Origin of the sequence: Tunturibacter psychrotolerans (assembly GCF_040359615.1) — a bacterium.
Classification (GTDB): Bacteria; Acidobacteriota; Terriglobia; order Terriglobales; family Acidobacteriaceae; genus Edaphobacter; species Edaphobacter psychrotolerans.
Genome location: NZ_CP132942.1, coordinates 676,865 through 699,765, shown reverse-complemented (window position 1 = coordinate 699,765; position 22,901 = coordinate 676,865). Strand labels below are relative to the sequence as shown.

The 22,901-nt window shown below is 55.7% G+C and carries 15 protein-coding genes; 13 read left to right on the top strand and 2 right to left on the bottom strand.

Annotation, left to right across the window (positions count from 1 at the left end):
- Positions 1-85 precede the first annotated feature (85 nt).
- The 8 genes from RBB77_RS02770 to RBB77_RS02735 all read left to right on the top strand — a co-directional run bounded on the left by RBB77_RS02770 (position 86) and on the right by RBB77_RS02735 (position 13,542).
- A complete protein-coding gene (locus tag RBB77_RS02770) occupies positions 86-1,447 on the top strand; it encodes an APC family permease (protein ID WP_353064660.1) in 1,362 nt (453 codons plus the stop codon).
- Positions 1,444-2,376 (top strand): carbohydrate kinase family protein, encoded by a 933-nt coding sequence (locus RBB77_RS02765; RefSeq protein WP_353064659.1) that lies wholly within the window; start codon positions 1,444-1,446, stop codon positions 2,374-2,376. Before RBB77_RS02770 ends, RBB77_RS02765 begins: the two co-directional genes overlap by 4 nt.
- A complete protein-coding gene (locus RBB77_RS02760; protein WP_353064658.1) occupies positions 2,274-3,341 on the top strand; it encodes an alpha/beta hydrolase in 1,068 nt (355 codons plus the stop codon). Before RBB77_RS02765 ends, RBB77_RS02760 begins: the two co-directional genes overlap by 103 nt.
- Positions 3,342-3,584: 243 nt before the next feature.
- Positions 3,585-4,652, top strand: a complete 1,068-nt coding sequence (locus RBB77_RS02755) for an ROK family protein (protein ID WP_353064657.1) — start codon at positions 3,585-3,587, stop codon at positions 4,650-4,652.
- A 501-nt stretch (positions 4,653-5,153) separates the two neighbouring features.
- A complete protein-coding gene (locus tag RBB77_RS02750; protein ID WP_353064656.1) occupies positions 5,154-7,673 on the top strand; it encodes a glycosyl hydrolase family 18 protein in 2,520 nt (839 codons plus the stop codon).
- Between the two features lie 276 nt (positions 7,674-7,949).
- The gene (locus RBB77_RS02745) at positions 7,950-11,372 is read left to right on the top strand and encodes a carboxypeptidase regulatory-like domain-containing protein (RefSeq protein WP_353064655.1); all 3,423 of its coding nucleotides are present in this window, start codon (positions 7,950-7,952) and stop codon (positions 11,370-11,372) included.
- 150 nt (positions 11,373-11,522) lie between these two features.
- Positions 11,523-12,260, top strand: a complete 738-nt coding sequence (locus tag RBB77_RS02740) for a GntR family transcriptional regulator (RefSeq protein WP_353064654.1) — start codon at positions 11,523-11,525, stop codon at positions 12,258-12,260.
- Between the two features lie 277 nt (positions 12,261-12,537).
- A complete protein-coding gene (locus tag RBB77_RS02735; protein WP_353064653.1) occupies positions 12,538-13,542 on the top strand; it encodes a tetratricopeptide repeat protein in 1,005 nt (334 codons plus the stop codon).
- A gap of 37 nt (positions 13,543-13,579) precedes the next feature.
- Here RBB77_RS02735 and RBB77_RS02730 read toward each other — a convergent pair whose 3' ends face one another.
- Both RBB77_RS02730 and RBB77_RS02725 read right to left on the bottom strand, forming a co-directional pair.
- Entirely contained in the window at positions 13,580-14,524 is a 945-nt protein-coding gene (locus RBB77_RS02730) for an L-lactate dehydrogenase (RefSeq protein WP_353064652.1), read from the bottom strand.
- 67 nt (positions 14,525-14,591) lie between these two features.
- Positions 14,592-17,075: an endonuclease MutS2 gene (locus RBB77_RS02725; protein WP_353064651.1), complete on the bottom strand. Its 2,484-nt coding sequence runs from the start codon at positions 17,073-17,075 to the stop codon at positions 14,592-14,594.
- Positions 17,076-17,169: 94 nt separating this feature from the next.
- Between RBB77_RS02725 and RBB77_RS02720 the strand changes: the two genes are divergently transcribed.
- The 5 genes from RBB77_RS02720 (at position 17,170) to RBB77_RS02700 (ending at position 22,846) form a co-directional block, all read left to right on the top strand.
- On the top strand, positions 17,170-17,709 hold the full coding sequence (locus tag RBB77_RS02720; RefSeq protein WP_353064650.1) for a zinc ribbon domain-containing protein: 540 nt from the start codon (positions 17,170-17,172) through the stop codon (positions 17,707-17,709).
- Positions 17,710-17,731: 22 nt separating this feature from the next.
- On the top strand, positions 17,732-18,721 hold the full coding sequence (hemB, locus tag RBB77_RS02715; RefSeq protein ID WP_353064649.1) for a porphobilinogen synthase: 990 nt from the start codon (positions 17,732-17,734) through the stop codon (positions 18,719-18,721).
- 105 nt (positions 18,722-18,826) lie between these two features.
- A complete protein-coding gene (gene lpdA, locus RBB77_RS02710; RefSeq protein WP_353064648.1) occupies positions 18,827-20,245 on the top strand; it encodes a dihydrolipoyl dehydrogenase in 1,419 nt (472 codons plus the stop codon).
- Positions 20,246-20,306: 61 nt separating this feature from the next.
- Positions 20,307-21,047 carry a lipoyl(octanoyl) transferase LipB gene (gene lipB / locus RBB77_RS02705; protein WP_353067563.1) on the top strand — a complete coding sequence of 247 codons (741 nt, stop codon included), beginning with the start codon at positions 20,307-20,309 and terminating at the stop codon, positions 21,045-21,047.
- 176 nt (positions 21,048-21,223) lie between these two features.
- Positions 21,224-22,846 carry a 2-oxo acid dehydrogenase subunit E2 gene (locus tag RBB77_RS02700; protein WP_353064647.1) on the top strand — a complete coding sequence of 541 codons (1,623 nt, stop codon included), beginning with the start codon at positions 21,224-21,226 and terminating at the stop codon, positions 22,844-22,846.
- Positions 22,847-22,901 lie beyond the last annotated feature (55 nt).

Below are 22,901 nucleotides of genomic sequence, written 5' to 3'. Positions count from 1 at the left end.
CTAGGCCACCTTCTTAACGATTATTGACAAAGAATCGGGACCGACCCTATACTCGCTTCATCGTCATGGACATCCGGAGCCTCTCATGCAGGCAAATCTAGCAGGTGCAGAGGAAGACTCGAGTCGCCGGATGGGGATCGTTGGAGCTTGCACCTCTAACATGCTCAACATGATAGGTGTGGGGCCTTTTCTAAGCATCCCTCTAGTTCTGATTGCAATGCATGGCTCTCATATTTTGCTCGCATGGCTTCTGGGCGCGGTGATTTCTCTATGCGACGGGCTTGTGTGGGCGGAGTTAGGGTCAGCCATGCCCTACTCCGGCGGGCCTTACTTCTATTTGCGTGAAGCATTCGGCGCCCAGTCCTATGGAAAGGTCGCAAGCTTTCTTGTTCTTTGGTCGTCAGTACTTACTGCTCCGTTCCTTATCGCCTCAGGCGCAGTGGGTTTCTCGCAGTATCTTCATTATCTTTGGCCAGCCGTTAACGCAGCGGGGCTGACCGCGTTGGCAATGGCGGTGTGTCTCATCAACGTCGTGTTGCTCTACCGCAGAATCACAACAATCGGTGCAATATCCATCGGCCTTTGGATACTCGTCGCCGGAACGATTGTGTGGATCATCGTGGGCGGAGCGGAGCACATACCGTCCGCTCTAAGGGGACAGATCGACGGTGGCTTCCCATTGACAGACACCGTTTTCTGGAAGGGTGTTGGCGCCGCCACGTTGATAGCTGTCTACGACTATGTTGGTTACAACAACGTCTGCCTCATCGGCGGCGAGTTGAAGCGTCCCGAACGAACGATTCCGTACTCGATTATCCTCTCCATCTTGCTGATCGCTGTTCTCTACATTGCGATGAACCTTGCCATTCTGGGTGTACTGCCGGTTCAGCAGAGCATGCACTCGACCGCAATCGTAGCCGATTATATGCAAGCGGTTTACAGCGTCCAAAGTGCAAGAGTAGCCGATCTTCTCATTCTGGTCGCTTCGTTCGCTTCCGTATTCGCGATTCTGCTTGGCTATTCGCGTATTCCGTTCGCTGCTGCAAGTCAGGGTGAGTTCTTTAGCGTCTTTGCACGCGTGCATCCGACGAAAGGCATTCCTCACATTTCGCTGATGATCCTTGGCTTTCTCTCCGCTTGCGCATGCATGCTTAGTCTCGACACGCTTATTAGTTTGGTAATTGTTATCCAGACGATGATCCAGTTCCTTGCTCAGTGTGTTGCCGTGATTTTGCTGCGTAGGCGTCACACGGAAAAGAACTCTGTCAGATTTCTAATGCCTCTCTACCCGCTACCGGCGGTCATTGCTTTCATGGGATGGCTTCTGATTCTTATCTCCAGCGGTGCACGAAATATACTCTTCGCTTTTGCCGCCACTCTCGTAGGTGTGGCGGCCTTTTTTTATAAGTCACGCCAAGAGCAACGATGGCCTTTTGAGACGATATGACTAAACGCTGGGATATTGCCATAGCCGGCGAAGTATACGTAGACCATATTTTTACGGACTTCGATCATGTCCCGTTGCCGGGGGAAGAGGTCTTCGCCGACCAGTATCGTCGCGAGGCCGGAGGCGGTACTGTCAACACCGCTTGCGCCCTAGCACGCCTTGGCCACCGCACCTCTCTTTTTGGGGTGTTCGGGAGAGACGAAGAGGCATGGCTTCGGTCGAGACTCAACTCCTTCGGAGTTCATGCAGATGATGCACACTCGTCCGAGTTGCCGAATGCACTCACTGTTAGTATGTCGACGAGATCGGATCGGAGCTTTCTAAGCTACGCCGGAGCAAATAGGGTTCTCGAAAAGTACGTGGCCTCACCGGAGACAATTGCGGCTTTGTCTAAGTCGCAGCACATTCATTTCGCAATGCCGCTTGAATTTGAGCTTGCGAAACTGTTACTGCCCGCCCTCAGGTCCGCTGGTTGCACTCTTTCCATTGACCCTGGCTGGCGTAAAGACTGGTTCTTGAATCCTGACAGCCTTAATGTATTACGCATGGTCGACCTCTTCTTCCCAAACGAAGGCGAAGCGCAGCTGCTCACGGGTCGTAAGGATCCAGACGATGTGTTACGGGAATTTGCCACGATGGGATTGGAACACACGGTGGTCAAACTTGGTCCACGCGGAGCAATCACCTGGCGACACAATCGCTCTTACAAAATGACTCCTCCAGATGTTCATGTGGTAGATACTACCGGCGCAGGCGATGCGTTCGACGCGGGATTTATTGATGCGTGGCTATCTGGGGCCGATATCGAAGAACAGTTGCGAAGAGCATGTATTTGCGGCTCTCTTTCGACGCGCGCCCGAGGCGCTCTTACTGCATTGCCTTCCCGACAAGAGATGCTGGACGTAGTGCAAGAAAACTCTATAGTTTGATTTCGGAGCCTGAAGTGTCGAATCTATGGATGGACCCCGCGTTCGCATCGCTTGTTAAACAACCGAGAGAAGGGTTTAACGACGTAGGGGTTCTGCGTGAAGCCACCGTTGCTGCACGGCAGGAAACTTCGTCACGGCTTTTAGATTTTGACCTTGAGATTGAAGATCGTGATATCCCCCCACACGGCGAAGAGAAGACAGTTGTACCGGTGAGAATCTATCGCAGAAGGAACGTGGAGAGTCCATCCCCGGTACTGCTCTACCTTCATGGCGGTGGTTTCTTTTGCGGGGATCTCTTTTCTGAACAACTGCAATGTGCCCAGTATGCTCTGAATGCGCAGTGTGCTGTCATATGTGTTGCCTACAGACTCGCTCCCGAGAATCCTTTCCCAGCTGCGCTTAGTGACTGTTACCGAGCGCTTCAGTTTGTCTGGGATCATAGCCAAGCGCTAAAGCTTGATCGGGATCTCATAGCGGTAGGAGGCTCGAGCGCGGGCGCGAACCTCGCCGCTGCGGTCGCGCTTCTTGCACGCGATCGTGGCGGGCCGAAGATATGCTTTCAACTGCTCCTGATACCTGCCTTGGATGACCGCCTGGAGACAGACTCTGCAGTTCAACTCACCGATACGCCGGGCTTTGCCAGGTCCGAGGCCGAGGTTATGTGGCGTTGGTATCTGGGCGAAACCCGTCAGGATGTCTCCCCCTATGCGGCACCGGCACGAGCGAAAGACCTGTCTGGCCTCCCTGCGTCGTACATTCTTTGTGCAGGCCTCGATCCACTGCGAGATGAGGGTCTTAGCTACGCAAATCGTCTGACTGAATCAGGGGTGGCTGTGGAGCTCCACTTAGTGCCATCTATCCCCCATGGGTTTGCCAGTATTCCCTCTGCAGTAGTCTCGGAACGTCTCTTGAGCGAACAAGTTGCCGTGTTGCGAAGCGCATTCGCTCGAGAGAGCACCTTGTGATTTGGTCAGCGAATCGTAATATGGCTCTTGACGCATTTTCTCTGAGACGGCGCCAGCCTAACAATGCACGAGTCAAAGCAGAAAATGAGAATGGCATAATACCCATCGAGGCGCAGGATGAGCAAAAATGGCGTACTAATCGGAAGTCCAGCGCTCATGCGCCGGACAAATGCGCGCACGATTCTGAGGTCTTTGAAAAAGCTCGGTACCTGCTCCCGTGCAGATCTCGTCCGCGAGACGGGAATGAGCGCTCCTACGGTTGCAAATGTCATATCCGACCTCGATGATCTAGGTCTCATTCAGTGGATCGGAGAGGGCGTATCAGGTGGGGGGCGCCCGCCAGAAAACCTACGTTTTAACGCTGACTACGGTTGTGTCGCTGGGGTCGATGTCACTGCAGACGCCCTTCGAATCCTGCTTACTGATCTCAACGGAACTCTTCTCGATGAGCAAAGCGAGGCTTTACCGAAGGAGGCACGTAGCCCTGATGATGTCATCGGAGTGCTGCGCAGTTCGCTGAAGGCGATGATGCAGAGACGCAATCTGTCGTCAAAGAAGTTAGTTGCGATGACCGTCGGCGTTGCCGGAATTACGAATGCAAAAGATGGCATAGTTATCTCTGTCAGCGATTCAGGCTCTTGGAGAAACGTTGCGCTGCGGGATCTGCTGAGAGAGCATTTTGCATGCGCCCTCTTCGTCGAAAACGATACTAACCTTGCTGCACTTGGTGAACACTTTCGCGGTGTAGCTCAAGCGGAAGAGAGCTTCGTCTTTATCGGGGTCGGATCGGGTGTCGGCGCCGGTATATTTCTCAACGGACAGATAGTACACGGGGCAAGTTGGTCGGCTGGAGAAATCGGCTATCTTCGAGTCCCAAACGTCTCAAGCATGCAGCCATCGCTATACGATTTCGGCGCGCTTGAGCAGGTGTTAGGGGGCCCTGGCATTCTGAAGAGCTGGAATGCAGTCAGTAGCAAGTCCAGCCAAAAAACCAAGCTGCGAAAAGCGAGCAAAGTCTTTGACCTTGCGCTCGAAGGCGACCCGCTCGCGCAAAAAATTGCGCTGCAACGCGCTCGCTTGCTCAAGGATGTAATCCTCAATCTCTCCCTCATCCTGAATCCAAATCTTTTTGTAGTTGGAGGGGATCTAGGCGCTCATGCGGCCCTGTTGCAGCCAACTGTGGAGATGCTGCAAAAGAGCGAAGTAGCTGTGGCCAGCGTGCTTCCAAGTAGTCTTGGAAATTCGGCGGTTGCGTGGGGTGGCATAGCGGTGTCAATGCAAAATTCGGAACAAACGCTCCTAGGCAATTAGCTCCGGCACAGAAATCAAGCCGCTTTGTCCTCTTGGAGCTTTTGGTGGGTTGAATTGTCGCGGACGCAATCACCGACATGCGGCACATAGCGGTTCGAGCTTATTCCTGGCTTGCAGGGTATTGAGGTGAGATGGTTTGCCGGTAAAGCCGGTCCGTGCGAAGGGCCAAACCATTTAAAGCAAGCAAATAAAATGTTTTTTGTTGACGACCTTAGATATTAACGATAGGTTCCTAAGTATCTTTTTAGGACTGAAAGTTGTGTTTCTGACAAACGTCGCACCTACGGCTTTGTAGCTACCCGTTCTCATGCGGCAATGAAGGATTTGACCGTCGGGAAGATCGAATCGCTGCTGATAGCGATCGCCGAATCTGGTCATTGAAACAATTTCCCGGTTCACTCATAGCTCTTGCCTCAATCCGCTCTTGCGTAAGGAACCGAGCTGCTCAACTTCTCAACCGCTGATGGACGTAAACATAGCCGTCAAGCCTAAGGAGACAAAATGAAACGTGCAGTATTCCCGCTATTTCTGATCTTAAGCATGATCGCATGTTGGCAGCCCACGAGGGCATCAGCGCAGACGATTCCCAATTGGGCAGTCGGCGTGTCTTACTCCGTCGGATCGCTGGTGATGTATCAAGGCGTCGAATACAAAGCTCTCCAAGCCAATGTCTCCGAAGTCGGTTGGGATCCCATCGACGCGCCAGCCCTTTGGCAGCAGGTCAGCGGTGGTAGCTCCTGCACAACCATACCCAGCACTCCAACTGGCCTAACGGCTTCCGGCACGACCAGTTCCGGCACAAACCTCAGTTGGTCTGCAGTGACAACTCCCACCGGGTGCAGCGTTAGCTACAAAGTATTGCAGGGTGCAACTGCAATCGGCACACCCACCACAACATCCGATGCAGTAACTGGACTTTCTGCTTCCACCGCTTACAGCTTCACGGTGGAAGCCACCGACGCAGCCGGTACATCAGCAGCTAGTTCCCCCGTTAGCGTAACGACCACAACAAGCTCAGGCGGCACTGGAGGCTCGTGCAGCACGCCATGGAGCGCCACCACCGTGTATACGGGGGGAATGACAGCCAGCCTTGGAGGCCAGAACTACGTCGCGAATTTCTGGACGCAGAATCAGAGTCCGGCATCCAACAGCGGGCCCGCGGGCAGTGGCCTACCCTGGACTGCGACGGGCGCCTGTTCGAGCTGCACAACTGTGCCAAGTGTTCCCACTGGATTGGCGGCTTCGGGTACGACGAGCACCGGCACAAACCTGGCTTGGACTGCAGTCTCCGCTCCGGCTGGCTGTAGTGTCAGCTACAAAGTATTGCAGGGCGGAACCTCCATTGCCACGCCAACGGCGGCCTCCGATGTTGTGACGGGCCTCACTCCTTCAACGACCTACGGCTTTACCGTCGAGGCGACAGATGCTGCCGGTACATCGGCGGCGAGCACCGCTCTCAGTGTAAAAACCTCTCCAAGCTCCTGCACGACCGTGCCCAGCGCCCCAACGGGATTGACGGCATCGGGCGCGACCAGCTCAACCGCAAACCTCAGCTGGACAGCAGTCTCTGCTCCTTCTGGTTGCACGATCAGCTATTCGATCTCGGGAGGGACATCTACTCTAACATCTTCCGTTCCGTCTGATACTGAAAGCGGGCTGGCTCCATCCACTAGCTACACCTTTACAGTCGTTGCTACAGACTTTGCAGGCACCTCCCCTGGAACGTCGGTAAGCGTCACGACAACCGCACCAACTACCTTGGTCGTTGGCGGATGGTTTGAAGAATGGAGCATTTATTACGCCGGCTACAACATTGCGAACATGCAAACCAATGGGGTTGCGAATAAGCTCACGCACCTCTTCTACGCTTTCAGCGGTATGACTGCGCCGACTTCTGCGACCGCAGCATGCGTCATCGCCGATTCGTATGCTGACTACCAGAAACTAGGCGTGCCTCAGGTAACTGGGCCCTACAGTGGAGCTGGAGGTGTTTATGGAAACTTCGGCGCAATCCAACAACTCAAGGCGGCTAATCCTAATCTGAAAGCGATCATCTCTATAGGCGGCGCATCCGCTGCAGCAGTGTCGGCCTTCACAACCGCCGCCAGTACCGCCGCCGGACGCACAGCACTTGCCAGCTCTTGCATCAATATCTTTATCCAAGGCAATATAGCTTCGGGCGTCACTGCTCCCGGCCTATTCGATGGGATTAACATCGACTGGGAGTTTCCGACACCGACGGACACGACTAACTTCACCGCATTGTTGACAGAGTTTCGCAGGCAACTTACCGCCTTGTCGACAACCACTGGCAAAACGTATCTTTTGACCTACGACGCACCCGCGGGTCCGTCGGACGCCAATAACCCAGGGGGGTTCGATACGATCGATATCCCAGGCACCTTCGCTCAATCGGATTTCGTAACCATCGATGGCTACAACTATGCCGGAGACTGGGAATTAGCAACTAATGACGCATCCCCTATCTACGATGATGCTGCCGATCCTCTAAATGGAACCGGCAACACGATCGATGCAACGGTGAACTACTACCTCGCAAAGGGCGTACCAGCCTACAAATACACCATGGGCTTCCCGGCTTATGGTGCTGGGTGGACTGGCGGACTTAACAGTACAAACTGTGGGGAATATCAGAACGCGACACAGGTTTCCCCTGTTCCCAACGCGAATGGGGTTGGTCTTTGCTCGACGGGAAACAATCAAAGTTCACCGGCAGCAGGATGCGACCCGATACTAACGAATGGTCTTGCAACCTATGCAACAATCAAGAACCTTTTGAGCAACGGTTACACCGCTTGCTATGACTCCACTAGGATCGCTACTTCAGCGTTCAATCTATCCACACAGACAGTCTTCAGCTATGATGACGCTACTTCAATAGCCGCGAAGGCGACTTACATCAAGGCGCATGGACTTGGTGGCGGGTATGTGTGGGCAGTAAAAGACGACGATGCGAACGGCACAATTGTAAAAGCACTTGCTGCAGGTCTGAATCCATAGAGACTTTGCTGATGGCTTGGGGCGTCTTTACCAAACTATAGGGTGAGGACGCCTCGTAACCTAATTTCAGCCTTGATAGAGCACCGGCACCAGTCATAAAAACGGTGGCAATGAGATCGAAAAGCGCAACACTTATGGGAGAGGCTTATGAGAGAGACAAGTTGTTTGGATCGCAAAACAAATATAGGGGCTTCAACGGATGGATTCTCATTTGCGTCTGTTCCGTCTGTCCCTAAAAAGGCGAAGGGCTTTGTCAGGGGCCAGTCATGTCTTCTTATGATGCTAATTTTGCTTGCGCTTCCGCTTCTGGCGCGCGGGCAAGAACTGGCGGGAACCTTTACCGGCACAGTTACAGACGCGAGCGGTGCAGTAATTCCCCACGCTACTATTACGATCACGCTCAACGGAGTAAGCGGGGCCTCCCGTGTCGTGCAGACCAACGAGTCGGGCAATTACACCGCGACCAACCTCTCGGCCGGCACCTACACAATCACCGTTTCAGATCCTAGCTTTGAAAACTTCACCGATCGTAATGTGATTTTGAACGTTGCACAAAAGCGTACGGTCAACGCGCAACTAAAGGTCGGAGGCCAAAGCCAGACTGTGACCGTGGAGGATAATCCGGTCGCCCTCGATACTGAAAGCAGTTCGCAGGCTGGGACCATCTCTGGAACACAGTTGCGCGAGCTAGAGCTCGTCAACCGCAACTTTCAACAGTTAGTGACACTCCAGCCCGGCGTTGTGAATCTGCTCGGGGACCAGCCGGGATTCGGTGGGATCAATAGTGTGTCCGCTGTCTCTGTAAACGGGGCGCGCACCACGGCGAACAACTGGACGGTCGACGGCGCGGATATCAACGATAGCGGATCAAACGCCACTCTGCTTAACATCCCAAGCGTCGATGCTATTCAGGAGTTCACCCTGGAACGAAGCTCCTACGACGCCAGTTTTGGTCGTAGCGGCGGCGGTCAGGTTCTGGTTGCCACCAGATCGGGTACGAGTGCCTTTCATGGTTCTGCCTATGAGTTTGTGCGCACAGCCAACACCAACGCAAACAACTACTTCAACAACCAGCAAGGTGTTCCGCGCGCGGCGGATCACTACAACAACTACGGATTTACCGTAGGTGGACCCATTTTTATCCCACATGTTTACAACACTAATAAAACGAAGACCTTCTTCTTCTGGTCCGAGGAATGGCGCAAGATTACAGAACCCTCGACAAACAACGTCGCTGCACCTACTGCGGCAGAGTTGGGTGGAACCTTCTACGAGACTCCTAGTCAGTACGCAGGAACGGTAGCCGCCGTGGGAGCCGGTTGCGTCAGCTCGTATGACCCTGCCACTGGTGTCGCTGTGGCTAATCCCGCGTGCTATAGCGCTAATTCCAAGGTGTACCTGTCTCAGATTTTCAGTAAGTTTCAAGCGAATGCTACGGCCGTTAATCCTACCACCGGCTTTACCAATGGCACTGTGTTCAGTTCCTACTCTTCGTTGAATAATTTCCGCCAGGATCTGGTTCGCGTCGACCACTACTTCAATGACAAGCTACATTTCTTCGCACGCGGCATGCAGGATGACGCTCCGAGCAATCTGCCTACAGGTCTTTGGGGCGGAGCCAACTACCCAGGGGTTGTAAATGTGGGCATCAACGCTCCCGGAAAGAATGTGGTTGCCAATCTAACCTGGACTATCTCTCCGAAGATGGTGAATGAGGTAGAGTTTGCCTATTCGCAGGGAACTATTAACGGCACACTCTCCGGCGCGGCGAACTCTCCTTCTGTTCTTGCTTCGCTGACTAACAATCTTGCTAACCCAGACCCCTACGGCCGCATTCCGAGCGTAAGTATCCTGGACGGGTCTGTCACTGGCGTTGCACAAGGTAGCGCGCCCTACTTTGAGCGCGACCTTGATCGCAATATTTTCGACAACTTCTCGGTGACTCTGGGAAATCACACCATACGTGCGGGTTTCACGGCTCAGCAGATGTTGAAGACAGAAGACGCCTCAGAGGGTAATCCAAACTTCAGCTTCAATACCTGGGGAGATTTCCTGTTGGGGAATGTTAACCAATACTCGCAGGCCAGCCGGGATATCGTTCCCGACCTGCGGTTCTGGAACACAGAAGCGTATGTCCAGGATGACTGGAAACTCAATCACAGACTGACATTGAACCTCGGGCTCCGCTGGACAAGATTCCCATCGCCCTCCGACGCAAAAGATACGTTGGTCAACTTTGATCCGCTTTTATATAAGCCGACTCAAGCTCCGGCACTCGACAGCGACGGAAACTTCGCTGCCGGGCAACTCTACACGCCGGCGACCTACGCCAACGGCTTGATCTTTCCTCAGGGGAGTGCCTGCACGGCCGCTCAGGCGATCTCTGCGCAAGTCGCGTGTTCCCCTTATGGCAGCACCGTTAATCCGAACTATAGCTGGAACTTCGGACCTCGAGTCGGCTTTGCCTATAGCCCCTTCGGAGACGGCAAGACCGTTCTGCGCGGTGGTTTTGGACTGTTCTTTGACCGCACACTCAACGGCATCTGGGAGCAAAACGCATTTGGGGACCCGCCTCTGGTGCAGACCACGACAATCGTAAACGCATCGTTTGATAACCCGGTGGGTGCCGGTTCTGCTGCTCCACCTGCTCTGGGACCGAACGCGCTGACGACTACCGGGAACCCAGATTTCAAGGTTCCTTCGTATGCTTCCTACAATCTCTCGGTGCAGCAGCAATTGGCTCCAACGATGATGTTTGAAATAGCCTATGTCGGGTCAGTATCACGGCACCTGTTGGGTGAGTTGGATCTCAATCAGCCGACACTCTCCACCAGGGAAGATAATCCAGACTCTCCTCTCAACAACATTCGCCCCTATTTGGGCTACTCGGACTTCCATACCAGGCTGCCCATCTTCACTTCAAACTACAACTCGCTGCAGGCATCGCTCAATATTCGGACGACGCGCGACCTGACCCTTGGCCTCGCGTACACCTGGTCGAAGAACCTCTCAGATCAGGCCAACGATCGTGGTACTGCCAACACCTATGCCTATAACCCGAAGTTGGACTACGGGCCTTCTACGTTGAATGAGCCGCAAATATTCGTCGCCAATTTCGTCTACAAAGCGCCCTTCTTCCGCGAGCAGCATGGACTGACTGGCCAAGTACTCGGCGGTTGGGAGCTCTCGGGAATCACGACCTTTAACTCTGGGCTTTCTTTGACCACTTCTCAGACTACCGATCCGTTTGGCTGTGTCGCGGATGCTACAACTGCGAATGGGTGCGCTGCCGGAACGTATCCCGGTGGTTTGGGGATGATCAGTCCGAATGCGGATGTTGTGCCGCGGCCTGATCAGGTCTCTCTCGTTCACCTTACTAAGAGTCAGACCCAATGGTTCACTACCAGCTCGTTCTCCAGTGCTCAGGGTCACTTCGGCAGTAGCGGAGTTGGAAGTTTCCTCAGCCCAGGAACCGAAAGAATTGACCTGGGCCTGTTAAAGAACTTCAGGTTCAGCGAGAGAGCCCACCTTCAACTCCGTGCAGAGGCCTTCAATCTCTTCAATCACACTAACTTCGTCGGGCCAGGTGGATCTGCAGTCGGCGGAATCGATACTACTCTGGGAAGCGGCACCTTTGGACAAGCCCTAAGCGCTCATATACCGCGCACCATGCAGTTCAGCGGGAAGATGTACTTCTGACGCGGCGGTCTCACGAATGGAACGAAACCCGTGTCTTGATGGGTAACGATGATGCCACTTGCCGGAGCAGAAACTAGTGAGCGAGTGTCGAGAAGGCCGTCTCAGATCGCAACAACTGAGCGGCCTCTCGACAGAAAAGGATTCGTTCCGTTGTACTTTCAGATTCAGCGTGCGCTGGTCGAAAAAATTCATTCGGGAGAATTGAGGGAAGGAGATCTTTTAACTTCGGAGTGGCAGTTGGCGCGCGCCTATCACGTCAGCCGAGTGACGGCGCGCGAGGCTTTGCATGGGCTAAAAACTAGCGGCTATGCCTCAAGTCTAAGAGGGCGCGGGACCTTCGTCACGAAACCAAAACGCGAAAAACCTCTGACACAGCTGCGCGGCTTTACAGAGGAGATCGCGGAACGCGGCATGGTCCCAGCTTCGCGCTTGCTGGAGCAGAAAGTTATCGATGCGACCGCCGAACTTGCCGAAAGCCTCGAAGTTCGAGTGGGATCACCAGTGATGAGACTTCGCCGCCTCCGACTGGCGGACGGCATTCCCATGGCAATTGAGAAAACTTACATCTCACTCAGCCACTTTCCGGGCATTCAACAGATCAACTTCGGGGAACAGTCGCTTTATCAAACACTCCGTGACCAGTTTAGCGTGCACGTAGCTTGGGCGGCCGAGACAATCGAAATCCTGCCGGCGACACGCGAAGAGTCCAGACTGCTAAAAATCCCTGAAAAAACAAGTGTCTTGTCAATCTCGCGAAACACAATAACAGAGGATCGTGTGCCCATAGAGGTTACCGTGTCCCGATACCGTGCGGACCGCTATCGGGCCCTGATTTATATTCCCGCGACGGCGATTCGCATAGGCGCGACCATCTATAAAGAGGATTAGCCCGCTCTTTGCTTACGGGTCGGCCCGGACACTCACACCCTAGCTGCTAACGTTGCGTGCGTTGCCTCAGCAGGAGAAAATGATGTGAAGGGGAGGTGTCTTGAGCTACAGATTGGCCAGCTGTCTGGCAGCCGCGATCACCGTCTCGAGCCTCGCCCTGCACTCGCAGCAGACTCCAACGCAGACGACAACCCAGTCGCAGCTTGATCAACACGAAAATGGGCCCGAATCTGAAAACGCCCTAATCGCCGCATCCGAAGCTCACCCGACAGATCCAGTGCCTCTCGCCCGGTTGGGTCTTCTTGAAGCTCGCCAGGGACATCTTCCCCAGGCAATTGTCTTCTATCGCAAGGCCATGGCGCTCAAGCCGAACATGCCCGGCCTGCGTTTGAACCTGGGCTTGGCGCTCTTCAAGGATGGTCAATATAAAGAAGCTATTCAGATCTTCACTTCCTTGCTCAAGTCGCAGGCGCCCTCCTCGCCCGAGAAGCAGCGTTTAAATGTTCTCGTCGGAATGTCGCATTACGGTCTCGCAGAATACGCGGCTGCAGTCCCCTACCTGAAGCAGGCAGCGGATCACGACACACAGAATCTTCCGTTGCTTCTGGCTCTTGCGCATAGCTGTTTATTGTCGAAGCAATACCCTTGCGTTCTCGATGTCTATCACCGCATGATCGCGCAAAACGCCGAGTCGGCTGAGGCCGACATGCTCGTCGGCGAAGCATTAGACGAGATGAAAGACACCAACGGAGCAACGAGGGAATTTCGCGCCGCAGTTCAGGCGAATCCAAAGGAGCCGAACGCGCATTTCGGCTTGGGCTACTTGTTATGGACGCAACTCCAGTTTCAGGAAGCTTCCCGGGAGTTTCAAGCCGAGTTAGAGAATACCCCCGACTACTCCAAAGCAATGCTCTACCTCGCTGATTCAGATATCAAATTAAACAGGAATGAAGATGCGAGGCCGTTATTGGAAAGGGTGGTGGCGATGGAGCCCACGAACTCCATGGGCCTTCTCGATCTAGGAATTGTCTATGCCGAGGCTAATCGTAAAGAGGATGCGTTGCGCGAATTCAAAGCGGTCGCCGCGCTCACTCCTGATGATGTGAACGTTCACATGTGGCTTGGTCGTCTCTACCGATCCACGGGGAATGCTAGTGAAGCGAAAATAGAATTCGACAAAGCCAAGAGTCTTAACAGGTCCACTCACGACGCGCTCATCACGGTGATGTCCAAGGCTAGCGAAAAAGATAAAATGTCTTCGTCAGAGACACCTGCCAATTAGCCGGTCCTGACACGTCAAGCGGCTGTTGTAGGAGCACTTAAGCGGCGCCCTTGGTGAGTTGTGCGTAGGCATGCTTCAGCACCGCTGCAGAGGCTTCGAGCGATCTCTGCTCGTCTTCGTTGAGGCGCAGTTCAAGAACCGTCTCGACACCGCAGCTACCCACGATGCAGGGCGTGCTGAGCGATACATCTCTGAGGCCATACTGACCGGTCAGCATAGTTGAGACGATGAGAACAGAACGTTCGTCGCGCAGAATTGCTTCGCAGATGCGCGTCACGCATGCCGCAATGGCAAAGCAAGTGTTGCCTTTGAGCATGGCAACGTCGGGACCGGCGCGATGGACACTGGTTAGGATCTCCTCCTGAGACGGAAGCGACTCAGCTCCAGGATAGAGAGCAAGTGGGATGCCTGCGACCTGCGCTGCGCTCCACACCGCGACCGAGGAGTCACCATGTTCGCCGATGATGGCAGCGTGAACGGAGCGCGCGTCGACATTTAATTTTTCCCCGAGGATGTGACGGAGTCGTTCGCTGTCGAGGAGCGTGCCCGTGCCGATGATCTGGCTCGCGGGTAGTCCCGACTCTGTTTGAGCAATGTAAGTAAGAACATCCAAGGGGTTGGTGGCGATGATGAGCACGCCGTCAAAACCTTCCGCCATAAGCTTGCCGAGGCAACTGCGGACGATGACAGCGTTGCCTGCCAACATGTCGAGACGCGAGCCGCTGAATTTGCCCGGCGTGCCGACAGTCATGATCACAATCGAGCTTGTAGCTGCATCCTTATACGTTCCGGCGAAGATCTTTACCGGGGTGCCAAGCGGTACAGCCTGCTGTAGATCGAGCGCTTCGCCATGAACGTGATTTTCGGAGTCGCCGATGAGGACGATCTCTCGTGCCAGGTGATTTTGGAGTATGGCATAGGCGCAGCTTGTTCCGACGTGACCACAACCAATGACGGTGATGCGGGTGCGATGGGACGGCATGTTGGTGTCCTTTCGTTTCAGGAAGCAAGCGATCGGTTCATTGTTGGGCCGAATTATCGCACGATTGTCACTGACGAAGTTCGACCTCTGTGGCTCCTTGCCCGCCTTGATTTTGGGGCGGCTCGGTGACCGTGGTGACATGGGGGTGATTGCGCAGGTATTCGCGCAGGGTTCGGCGGAGTACGCCCATACCGGTGCCGTGAACGATGCGGATTCGGGGCAGGCCGGCGAGAAAAGCGCGGTCAATGAAGCGTTCAACTTCTGTTTGAGCTTCGTCGGCGGTGCGGCCAATGACGTTGATCTCGGACGTCATATAGTCGGTGTCGTCGTTGACCGTGGCCACGGTGACGCCTCCCCGTTTACGTGCGGCTTCGAGCGGGGTGACTACCTTAACGGACTCGACTTCCGCGATGTCGTCTATGGCGGCGCGCATCTTCATGGGGCCCATCGATACTTCAAAGTTTTTTGCGTCGATGACGCGGTCGACTCTTGCCTGACGGCCAAGCGACTTTAGCTTTACGATATCCCCTACCTTGATGCCTTTGGGGATGTGGGGCTGAGCAGCGGGATCGTTTTTATCGGCGCGAGTAGTGTGGGCGACGACGGTGGAGTTGAACTGTTCGGAGAACTCGCGACGGAGGGTCGCCATGCGCCGATCGGAGTCGCGTGCGATCTTTTGCGCCAGTGCCTTGTCATCGATTGCTTTGACGGTCTCGCGTAGTTGGTAGGCGAAGTTTTCGATAAGGGAGTTGAGTTTGGTTTCTAGCTCTTTGGTGCGAGCCTTTTGCTCGACACGGCCTTCGACTTCGACTCGGGCTCTCTCGCGGGATAGTTCGCGTTCACGCTGTTGCATGGTCTCGCGCTCAGCTGCCGCTGCTGTGAGCTGGTCGTGGAGCTGATCAAGAAAGGCACCGATGTCTGCGGTCTGCGTGGTCATCTGCGCGCGAGCGGCCGCGATGATGTCGGCGCCCAGACCGAGGCGGGCCGCGATGTTGAGACCAGCAGAGGCCCCTGGCACGCCGAGGCGTAATTCGTAGGTGGGGGTAAGGGTCTGTTGGTCAAAACCCACGGCTGCGTTGAGGACTCCGGGGTGGTTGGCCGCGTAGACCTTGAGCGAGGTGAGGTGAGTGGTGATGCAGCACCAGGCATTGAGCTTGAGGAAGTGAGTTGCGATGGCTACGGCCAGAGCTGCGCCTTCTTCGGGGTCGGTGGCGGAGCCTAGCTCGTCTAGCAGCACTAGCGAATCCGATGTCGCTTCACGGGAGATGCGATCGAGATTGACGACGTGAGCGGAGAAGCTGGAAAGATTGCGCTCGATGGATTGGGCGTCGCCGATGTCGGCGTAGATGTTTTCAAAGAGAGGGAGCTTAGCCTCTTCGGCAGGGACAGGGACGCCAGCCTGAGCCATCAGCGAGAGCAAGCCTAACGTTTTAAGAGAGACAGTTTTGCCGCCGGTATTGGGGCCGCTGATGATGAGTTGCTTGGCTTCGGGTGGCAGAATGATGGTGAGGGGGACTGGTCTGATTGGTTCGGTCCCATCGGCTAGCGCTGCTGCGCGCATACGCAGTTCCAGCAGAGGATGGCGAGCTGCCGTGAGGGAGAGTTCCTGCGCAAAGATAGGGCGGGAGCAATTGAGAGTTTCGGCAAAACGTGCACGGGCGCTGTGAGATTCGACTTCGGCAAGAATGCGGGCGCCGAGATGGATCGAGGCGGAGTTCTGACCGAGGGCGTGGGTCATGGCGACGAGGATGCGGTGTATCTCTGATTGCTCTTCGTCGAGAAGGCGAACGAGTTCGTTATTCTGCTCGATGGTCTCGAGGGGCTCGACGAATACGGTCTGCCCGGAAGACGACGAGCCGTGAATGACGCCCGGGACCTTGCGTTTGAATTCTGACTTCACTGGGATGACGAAACGGTCGCCGCGAATGGTGATGAGATCTTCCTGAGTGCTACCACCTTCGCTAAGGCTTTGCAGGGATCGGCGGAGGCTTGCCTCGATGGCTCGATGCTGGCGCTCCATGGCGCGGCGGATGCGGTTCAGTTCCGGCGAGGCATCGTCGTTGAGGCTGCCGTCCGGCTCGATCTTTCCGCGCAGAAGGCGGAGTAGCGGGGCGAGATCGTAGTCGAGCAGGGGCGCGGAGAGTGCGGCGATACCTGGCCATTCGTACCGCGTGCCGTTAGGCGGAGGGTCGATGAGATTGCGCCACGCAGCGACGCGTTCTACCACCGCGAGAAGGTCGCGGATCTCGGTTGATTCGAGGGCAGCGCCTTCGATGCGGGCCTTCTCGAGCAAGGTAGTTGGATCGAAAAGTCCTTGGAACTCGAAACTCCCGCCGCGGGCGAGCATAGTGCGCATCTCGGCTGTGCGCTGTTGTTGCAGGTCGATCCAGGCAAGGTCGGCGCAGGGTTCGAGGGCGAGAACCCAGGCGCGGCCCAGAGCGGAGAACGTGCGGTTCGCGATGTACTCGCGAAGACGCGGCCACTCCAAGGCTGCGGCGCTCGCTTCGCGGAGCGGGGACGGGATGATCGGTAATAGTTCTGCAGAGGTCACTCCTTTTATCGTACCCTTGCGGGGAACCGCCAGCAGAACGCCTGCGTAGCAACAAGAGAGCAGGGCCGGCGCCTTGCGATGTTGGAGGTGTGAGATGGTATGTCAGGCTTGTGGAGCCTCAGTAGTAGATGGCGTTTATTTTTGTTCGAAGTGCGGGGCGCAGGTTATTGCTGCTCAACCGACTTATGCCGCATATCCGCAGCCGCCGGTACCCGTTCTTGTGCCGCGAGTCCAGCGGCATCTGCAGACGCTCGGGGTGCTGTGGTGTGCTTTTGGGGCGTACAGGTTTATAAGTGGCCTGATGGGCATGTTTTTCCTGCATGCCTTCGCTGGGCGCGGATTTGGAGGCTACGACTGGCCGTTCAACCACTCCCATGGTATTTTTGGACAGCCGTGGATGGCCTCGTTGCTGCCCGTCATTGCTGTTTACACGGTGGTGATGGCAGGCCTCGCGCTGTTGGTTGGCTATAGCCTTTTGACGCGTCGACCATGGGGCCGGACGCTCGCGATAGTAGTCGGAATCCTCAGTCTGCTGAAGCCGTTCTTTGGCACTGCGTTGGGAATCTATACGCTTTGGGTGCTGGCTCCGGGAGCTTCGGGCTTGGAGTACGACGCGATCGCAGACCGAACCTGAGGGCTGGACGTAAACTGGAAGCATGAACTTTCCTGCAACGCGTCTGCGCCGTCTGCGCCGAACCGAGGCGATGCGATCTCTGGTTCGCGAGACCCACCTCCACCCCGGTGCGCTGATTTACCCGCTATTTATCTGTCCCGGCGAAGGGATACGCAAAGAGATCGGCTCGATGCCCGGTGTCTTCAATCTATCGATTGACGAAGCGATTAAAGAGGCAGAGGCCTGTGCGGCGCTCGGGTTGGGAGGGTTGCTACTGTTTGGCTTGCCAGCGCAGAAAGACGATAACGCGACCGGGGCGTGGGCCGAAGACGGGATCGTGCAGCAGGCGCTGCGAACAATCAAGCAAAATAAAACGCTCGATTCTCTAGTGGCAATCGCTGACGTTTGTTTGTGCGAGTACACCTCGCATGGACACTGCGGCGTCGTTGCGCGGGATGGCGATCACTATGAGATTCAGAATGATTCGAGCGTCGTGCTGATTGCGAAGACAGCTGCATCGTTAGCTCAAGCGGGTGCGGACATTGTGGCGCCTTCGGACATGATGGACGGGCGCGTGGAAGCGATTCGAGGTGCTCTCGACGCAGGCGGCCACGAACAGATTCCGGTGATGAGCTACGCATCAAAGTTTGCATCGGCATTCTACGGACCATTCCGCGAGGCGGCAGACTCGGCCCCGCAGTTCGGAGATCGTCGCAGCTACCAGATGGACGGTGCGAACCTGCGTGAGGCAATGCGGGAGATCGATCAGGACATGGCAGAGGGCGCGGATATGTTGTTGATGAAGCCCGCGATGCCATATCTTGATGTGATTCGGGCGGCGCGCGAGCGATACGACCTCCCGATGGGGGCGTACCAGGTGTCAGGAGAGTACTCGATGCTGCACGCCGCTTTTCAACGTGGATGGCTGGAGCCTGAGCGGACGATGATGGAATCGCTCTTGTCGATCCGGCGAGCGGGAGCCGATTTCATCGTGACGTACTTCGCGAAGGAAGCAGCGAAGGTGCTAAGTTAGCTGATTGTTTGACGAGTTTCCCGATGCTCGCCACGCGGAATCCAAAAAGCTCTGGGCGAATCGAATAAGATGGTGTGTGTTGGTTCCATACTACGGAGTGTTCCCTTGGCAGATACGATTTATGACTTAGTGGTGCTCGGCGGCGGACCCGCCGGATATACCTGCGCAATCCGCGCCTCACAATATGGCCTCAAGGCGGCGCTGATCGATGCGAACGACCGTTTAGGCGGAACCTGCCTGCTCTGGGGCTGCATTCCCACCAAATCGATGCTGTTTTCTGCCGAACTGTGGGATCACCTGAAGCACGCCGACCGCTACGGCATCGATGTAACACCGCCGAAGCTGAACTGGAAGGGCGTCTTGGCGCGCAAGGACGACGTGATCACGCGGCACACCAAGGGTCTCGACTTTCTGATGAAGAAGAATAAGATCAACGCCATCAAGGGTTACGGTCGCCTGACCGGTCCAGCGAAGGACGGCGTCCACACCATCGAAGTGAAGACCGCCGACGGCAAGGCCGAGACCATCAAAGCCAAAAAAGTTGTTCTGGCAACGGGCTCCGATGCCCGTATGTTGCCTGGATACAAGGCAGACACTACGATTTTGACGAACTACGAAATTCTCAAGATCGACGAAGCGCCGAAATCGCTGGTTGTCGTGGGATCCGGCGCAGTCGGAGTTGAGTTCGCGTCGATCTTCAAGAGCTTCGGAGCGGAAGTAACGATCCTTGAAGCTCTGCCGCGCATGGTTCCCGCTGAGGACGAGGACATCAGTAAGGAGCTGCTGCGCCTTTTCAAGAAACGTGAAATTGACGTGCACCTATCAGCAAAGGTCGACAAGTTTGAAAAGAATAAGGACGGTGTGTTGGTTCACTTTACGAAGGCTGACGGAACGAGTGAGACCAAACAAGCTGAGAAAGTACTCGTAGCCGTCGGGCGCGCGCCGCGAACCTACGATGTCGGCCTCGACAAGGTGAAGATCACTCCGGATCGCGGTTTTATCGTTACCAATGAATGGATGGAGACGACCGAGCCAGGCATCTACGCGATCGGCGATATCGTTGCGGGCCTTCCTCAGTTAGCGCACGTCGGCAGCATGGCAGGTCTTGTGGTTGCGGCGCGAATCGCCGGTAAGTACGCCAAGGCCGTGAATCGCGCTCATATTCCTGGTTGCACCTATTGCGACCCTCAAATTGCCAGCGTTGGCCTCACCGAGGCGCAGGCGAAAGAGAAGGGTTACCAAGTGAAAATCGGAAAGTTCCCGTTCGTCGGCAACTCGAAGGCGACGATCCTCGATGCTCACGATGGCTTCGTCAAAGTCGTCTCCGACGCAAAGCATGGGGAGATTCTCGGCGTTCACATCATTGGCACTACCGCAACCGAGATCATCGCCGAAGCCGTTACTGCAATTCAGCTCGAGGCGACCATCGAAGAGATGATGTTCACTATCCACGCACATCCGACGGTCGCCGAGGCCCTCCTTGACGGCTTCTCGAGCGTCGAAGGGATGGCGGTCAACGTTTAGCCTTTGAATTCTCGGGGATTGCAGCCGGGCCTCTGGCTCGGCTGTTTTCTTAGACTTGGCAATACGGCGAAGCAGCATGCATATCAATCTTCTTAATCTCGGCCGCACGCCCTACCGCGAAGCAATGGTCATCCAGCAACACGTCATCGACGCGCGAAAGCAGAATCTGATCGGTGACACGCTTTTGATGGTGGAGCATCCACCCGTCCTGACCCTGGGTCGCAACGCACACCGCTCCAACGTCCTTGCTAGCGACGAAATCCTCACGATGCGCGGAGTCGATCTCCACGAGGTTAATCGTGGCGGCGATGTCACGTATCACGGCCCTGGGCAACTGGTCGGATATCCGATCATAGACCTCCGTGGCGACTTGCCTAGCAAAAAGGGGCCCCATCTTGGCCCGGTTGACTACGTTCGTCTGCTCGAAGAGGCCTTAATCCGCACGTGCGGCGACTTCGGAGTAATGACTCAGCGAATCTGCAAGCTTACAGGCGTCTGGACAATGGCCGGTGGCAGCATCCCCGAGAAAAAGATCGCAGCGATAGGTGTCCACGTGTCTCAGGGCGTGACCTCTCACGGCTTCGCGCTCAACGTAACTACAGACCTGAGAGATTTCGACTGGATTATCCCCTGCGGTATCGCCGATCGACCAGTAACGAGCCTTGAACTTGAAGCCGATTCAGACCGCGAACCAACTATGGAGTCTGCTTCTAATTCCACCGCTCGTAACTTTGGCCGAGTCTTCGAGCGGCAGATGCTATGGTGCGAATCAGTCGACCAGCTACTCACCACCCATGTGTGAAATGACAAAAATGGCGCTGCTATCGTTGTTCGCTAACCGCACCAAGCGGCCAGCCATCGCTCTGCCGCCGTATAATCCCACTTGCGTATGCCCGATCGCGGACCGGGCCGATGTAATACGGTTCGAACCGTACGCACCTCTACACCGCACCTGAAAACAGGGGAGAAGAGAAATTCATGCCGACTGACGTAGTTATGCCCCAGATGGGCGAATCCATCACCGAAGGCACCATCACAAAATGGCTCAAGAAGCCGGGCGACGCCATTCAGCGCGATGAGCCCCTTTTCGAAATCTCGACCGACAAGGTCGACGCGGAGATTCCTTCACCCGCCGCCGGTACTCTCAAGGAGATCAAAATCTCCGAAGGCACCACGGTCCAGATCAACACAGTCGTCTGCAGCATCGACGAAGCAGGCTCGTCGTCGGCATCTGCGGCTTCGCCTGCAAAAGCTGAGACCGCCGCCGCCCCAGCAGCCAACACTGTCACCACCGCCGATGCCGCGCCCGCAGTCCAGGGAAATGCGCCCCCGGCGGCAGGTCCGGGCACCGAAGTCCTGATGCCCCAAATGGGCGAGTCCATCACCGAAGGCACAATTACGAAGTGGCTCAAGAAGGTTGGCGACACCGTCCAGCGCGATGAGCCCATCTTCGAAATCTCAACCGACAAAGTCGACGCGGAGATCCCCTCCCCAGTCGCCGGTACCCTCTCGGAGATTAAAGTTCCGGAAGGTGCCACCGTTACGATCAATACGGTCGTCGCGGTTATCGGCGGCGCGGCCGGAAAGACAGCCGCTCCAGCTTCATCGACCCCTGCACCGACCGCAACAGCGCCTGCTCCTGTCACCGCCGCATCTTCCGCTTCGACTGCAGCTGGCGAACGCGTCCGCTCGTCTCCGCTTGTTCGTAAGATCGCAAAAGACAACAACGTCGATCTCTCTCAGGTCCCTGGTACCGGAGCATCTGGCCGCATCACCAAGACCGACATCGTGAGCCATCTCGAACAGGGTCCAAAGCCTGTCGCCGCGGCATCTGTAGCTGCGCCGGCCTCCGCACCTGCCCCAGCTGCTGCAAAGCCCGCCGCCCCTCAGCCCCAACCAGGCGAGCTCGTTCCGATGACCAAGATGCGCTCCATCATCGCGCAGCGTATGGTCGAATCCAAGCGCACCAGCCCCCATGTCCATACCGTCTTTAAGGTCGACATGACTCGCATCGTGAAACTCCGCGAGAAGGAGAAGTCAAAGTACGAGCAGCGCAACGGCGTCAAGCTCACGTACATGCCCTTCATCACTCGCGCAGCGATCGTTGCATTGCGCAAGCATCCCGTCGTCAATGGTTCAATCGAAGGCGAAGCGATCCGCTACAACAAGAACATCAACATCGGAATCGCCGTAGCGCTCGATTGGGGCCTCATTGTTCCTGTCCTCAAGCAGACCGAAGAGAAAAACTTCCTGGGCATCGCGCGTGGCATCGTCGACGTCGCAGACCGAGCCCGCAACAAGAAGCTGGCACCAGATGAAATCTCCGGTGGAACCTTCACATTGACCAACTCCGGCATCTTCGGCGAGCAGTTCGGAACCCCCATTATCAATCAGCCACAGAGTGCGATCCTTGGCATCGGCGGCCTCAACAAGGAAGCCGAAGTCATCACCGATAAGGACGGCAACGACTCGATTGCGATTCGTTCCATCCAGCGCTTCACTCTCGGCTTCGACCACCGCATCGTCGACGGAGCAGACGCCGGCAAGTTCATGTCCGACTTCAAGGCCTACCTCGAGAACTGGTCCGAAGACATCGGCTAGGCATTTGAAAGGTCTCAGAAAAGGCAGACTCTAGGGAGTCTGCCTTTGTATTTTG

Coding starts and splice junctions, on each gene's coding strand:
- RBB77_RS02770 (WP_353064660.1), top strand. CDS start 86: ATGCAGGCAAATCTAGCAGGTGCAGAGGAAGACTCGAGTCGCCGGATG.
- RBB77_RS02765 (WP_353064659.1), top strand. CDS start 1,444: ATGACTAAACGCTGGGATATTGCCATAGCCGGCGAAGTATACGTAGAC.
- RBB77_RS02760 (WP_353064658.1), top strand. CDS start 2,274: ATGTATTTGCGGCTCTCTTTCGACGCGCGCCCGAGGCGCTCTTACTGC.
- RBB77_RS02755 (WP_353064657.1), top strand. CDS start 3,585: ATGAGCGCTCCTACGGTTGCAAATGTCATATCCGACCTCGATGATCTA.
- RBB77_RS02750 (WP_353064656.1), top strand. CDS start 5,154: ATGAAACGTGCAGTATTCCCGCTATTTCTGATCTTAAGCATGATCGCA.
- RBB77_RS02745 (WP_353064655.1), top strand. CDS start 7,950: ATGATGCTAATTTTGCTTGCGCTTCCGCTTCTGGCGCGCGGGCAAGAA.
- RBB77_RS02730 (WP_353064652.1), bottom strand. CDS start 14,524: ATGCCGTCCCATCGCACCCGCATCACCGTCATTGGTTGTGGTCACGTC.
- RBB77_RS02720 (WP_353064650.1), top strand. CDS start 17,170: ATGGTATGTCAGGCTTGTGGAGCCTCAGTAGTAGATGGCGTTTATTTT.
- hemB (WP_353064649.1), top strand. CDS start 17,732: ATGAACTTTCCTGCAACGCGTCTGCGCCGTCTGCGCCGAACCGAGGCG.
- RBB77_RS02700 (WP_353064647.1), top strand. CDS start 21,224: ATGCCGACTGACGTAGTTATGCCCCAGATGGGCGAATCCATCACCGAA.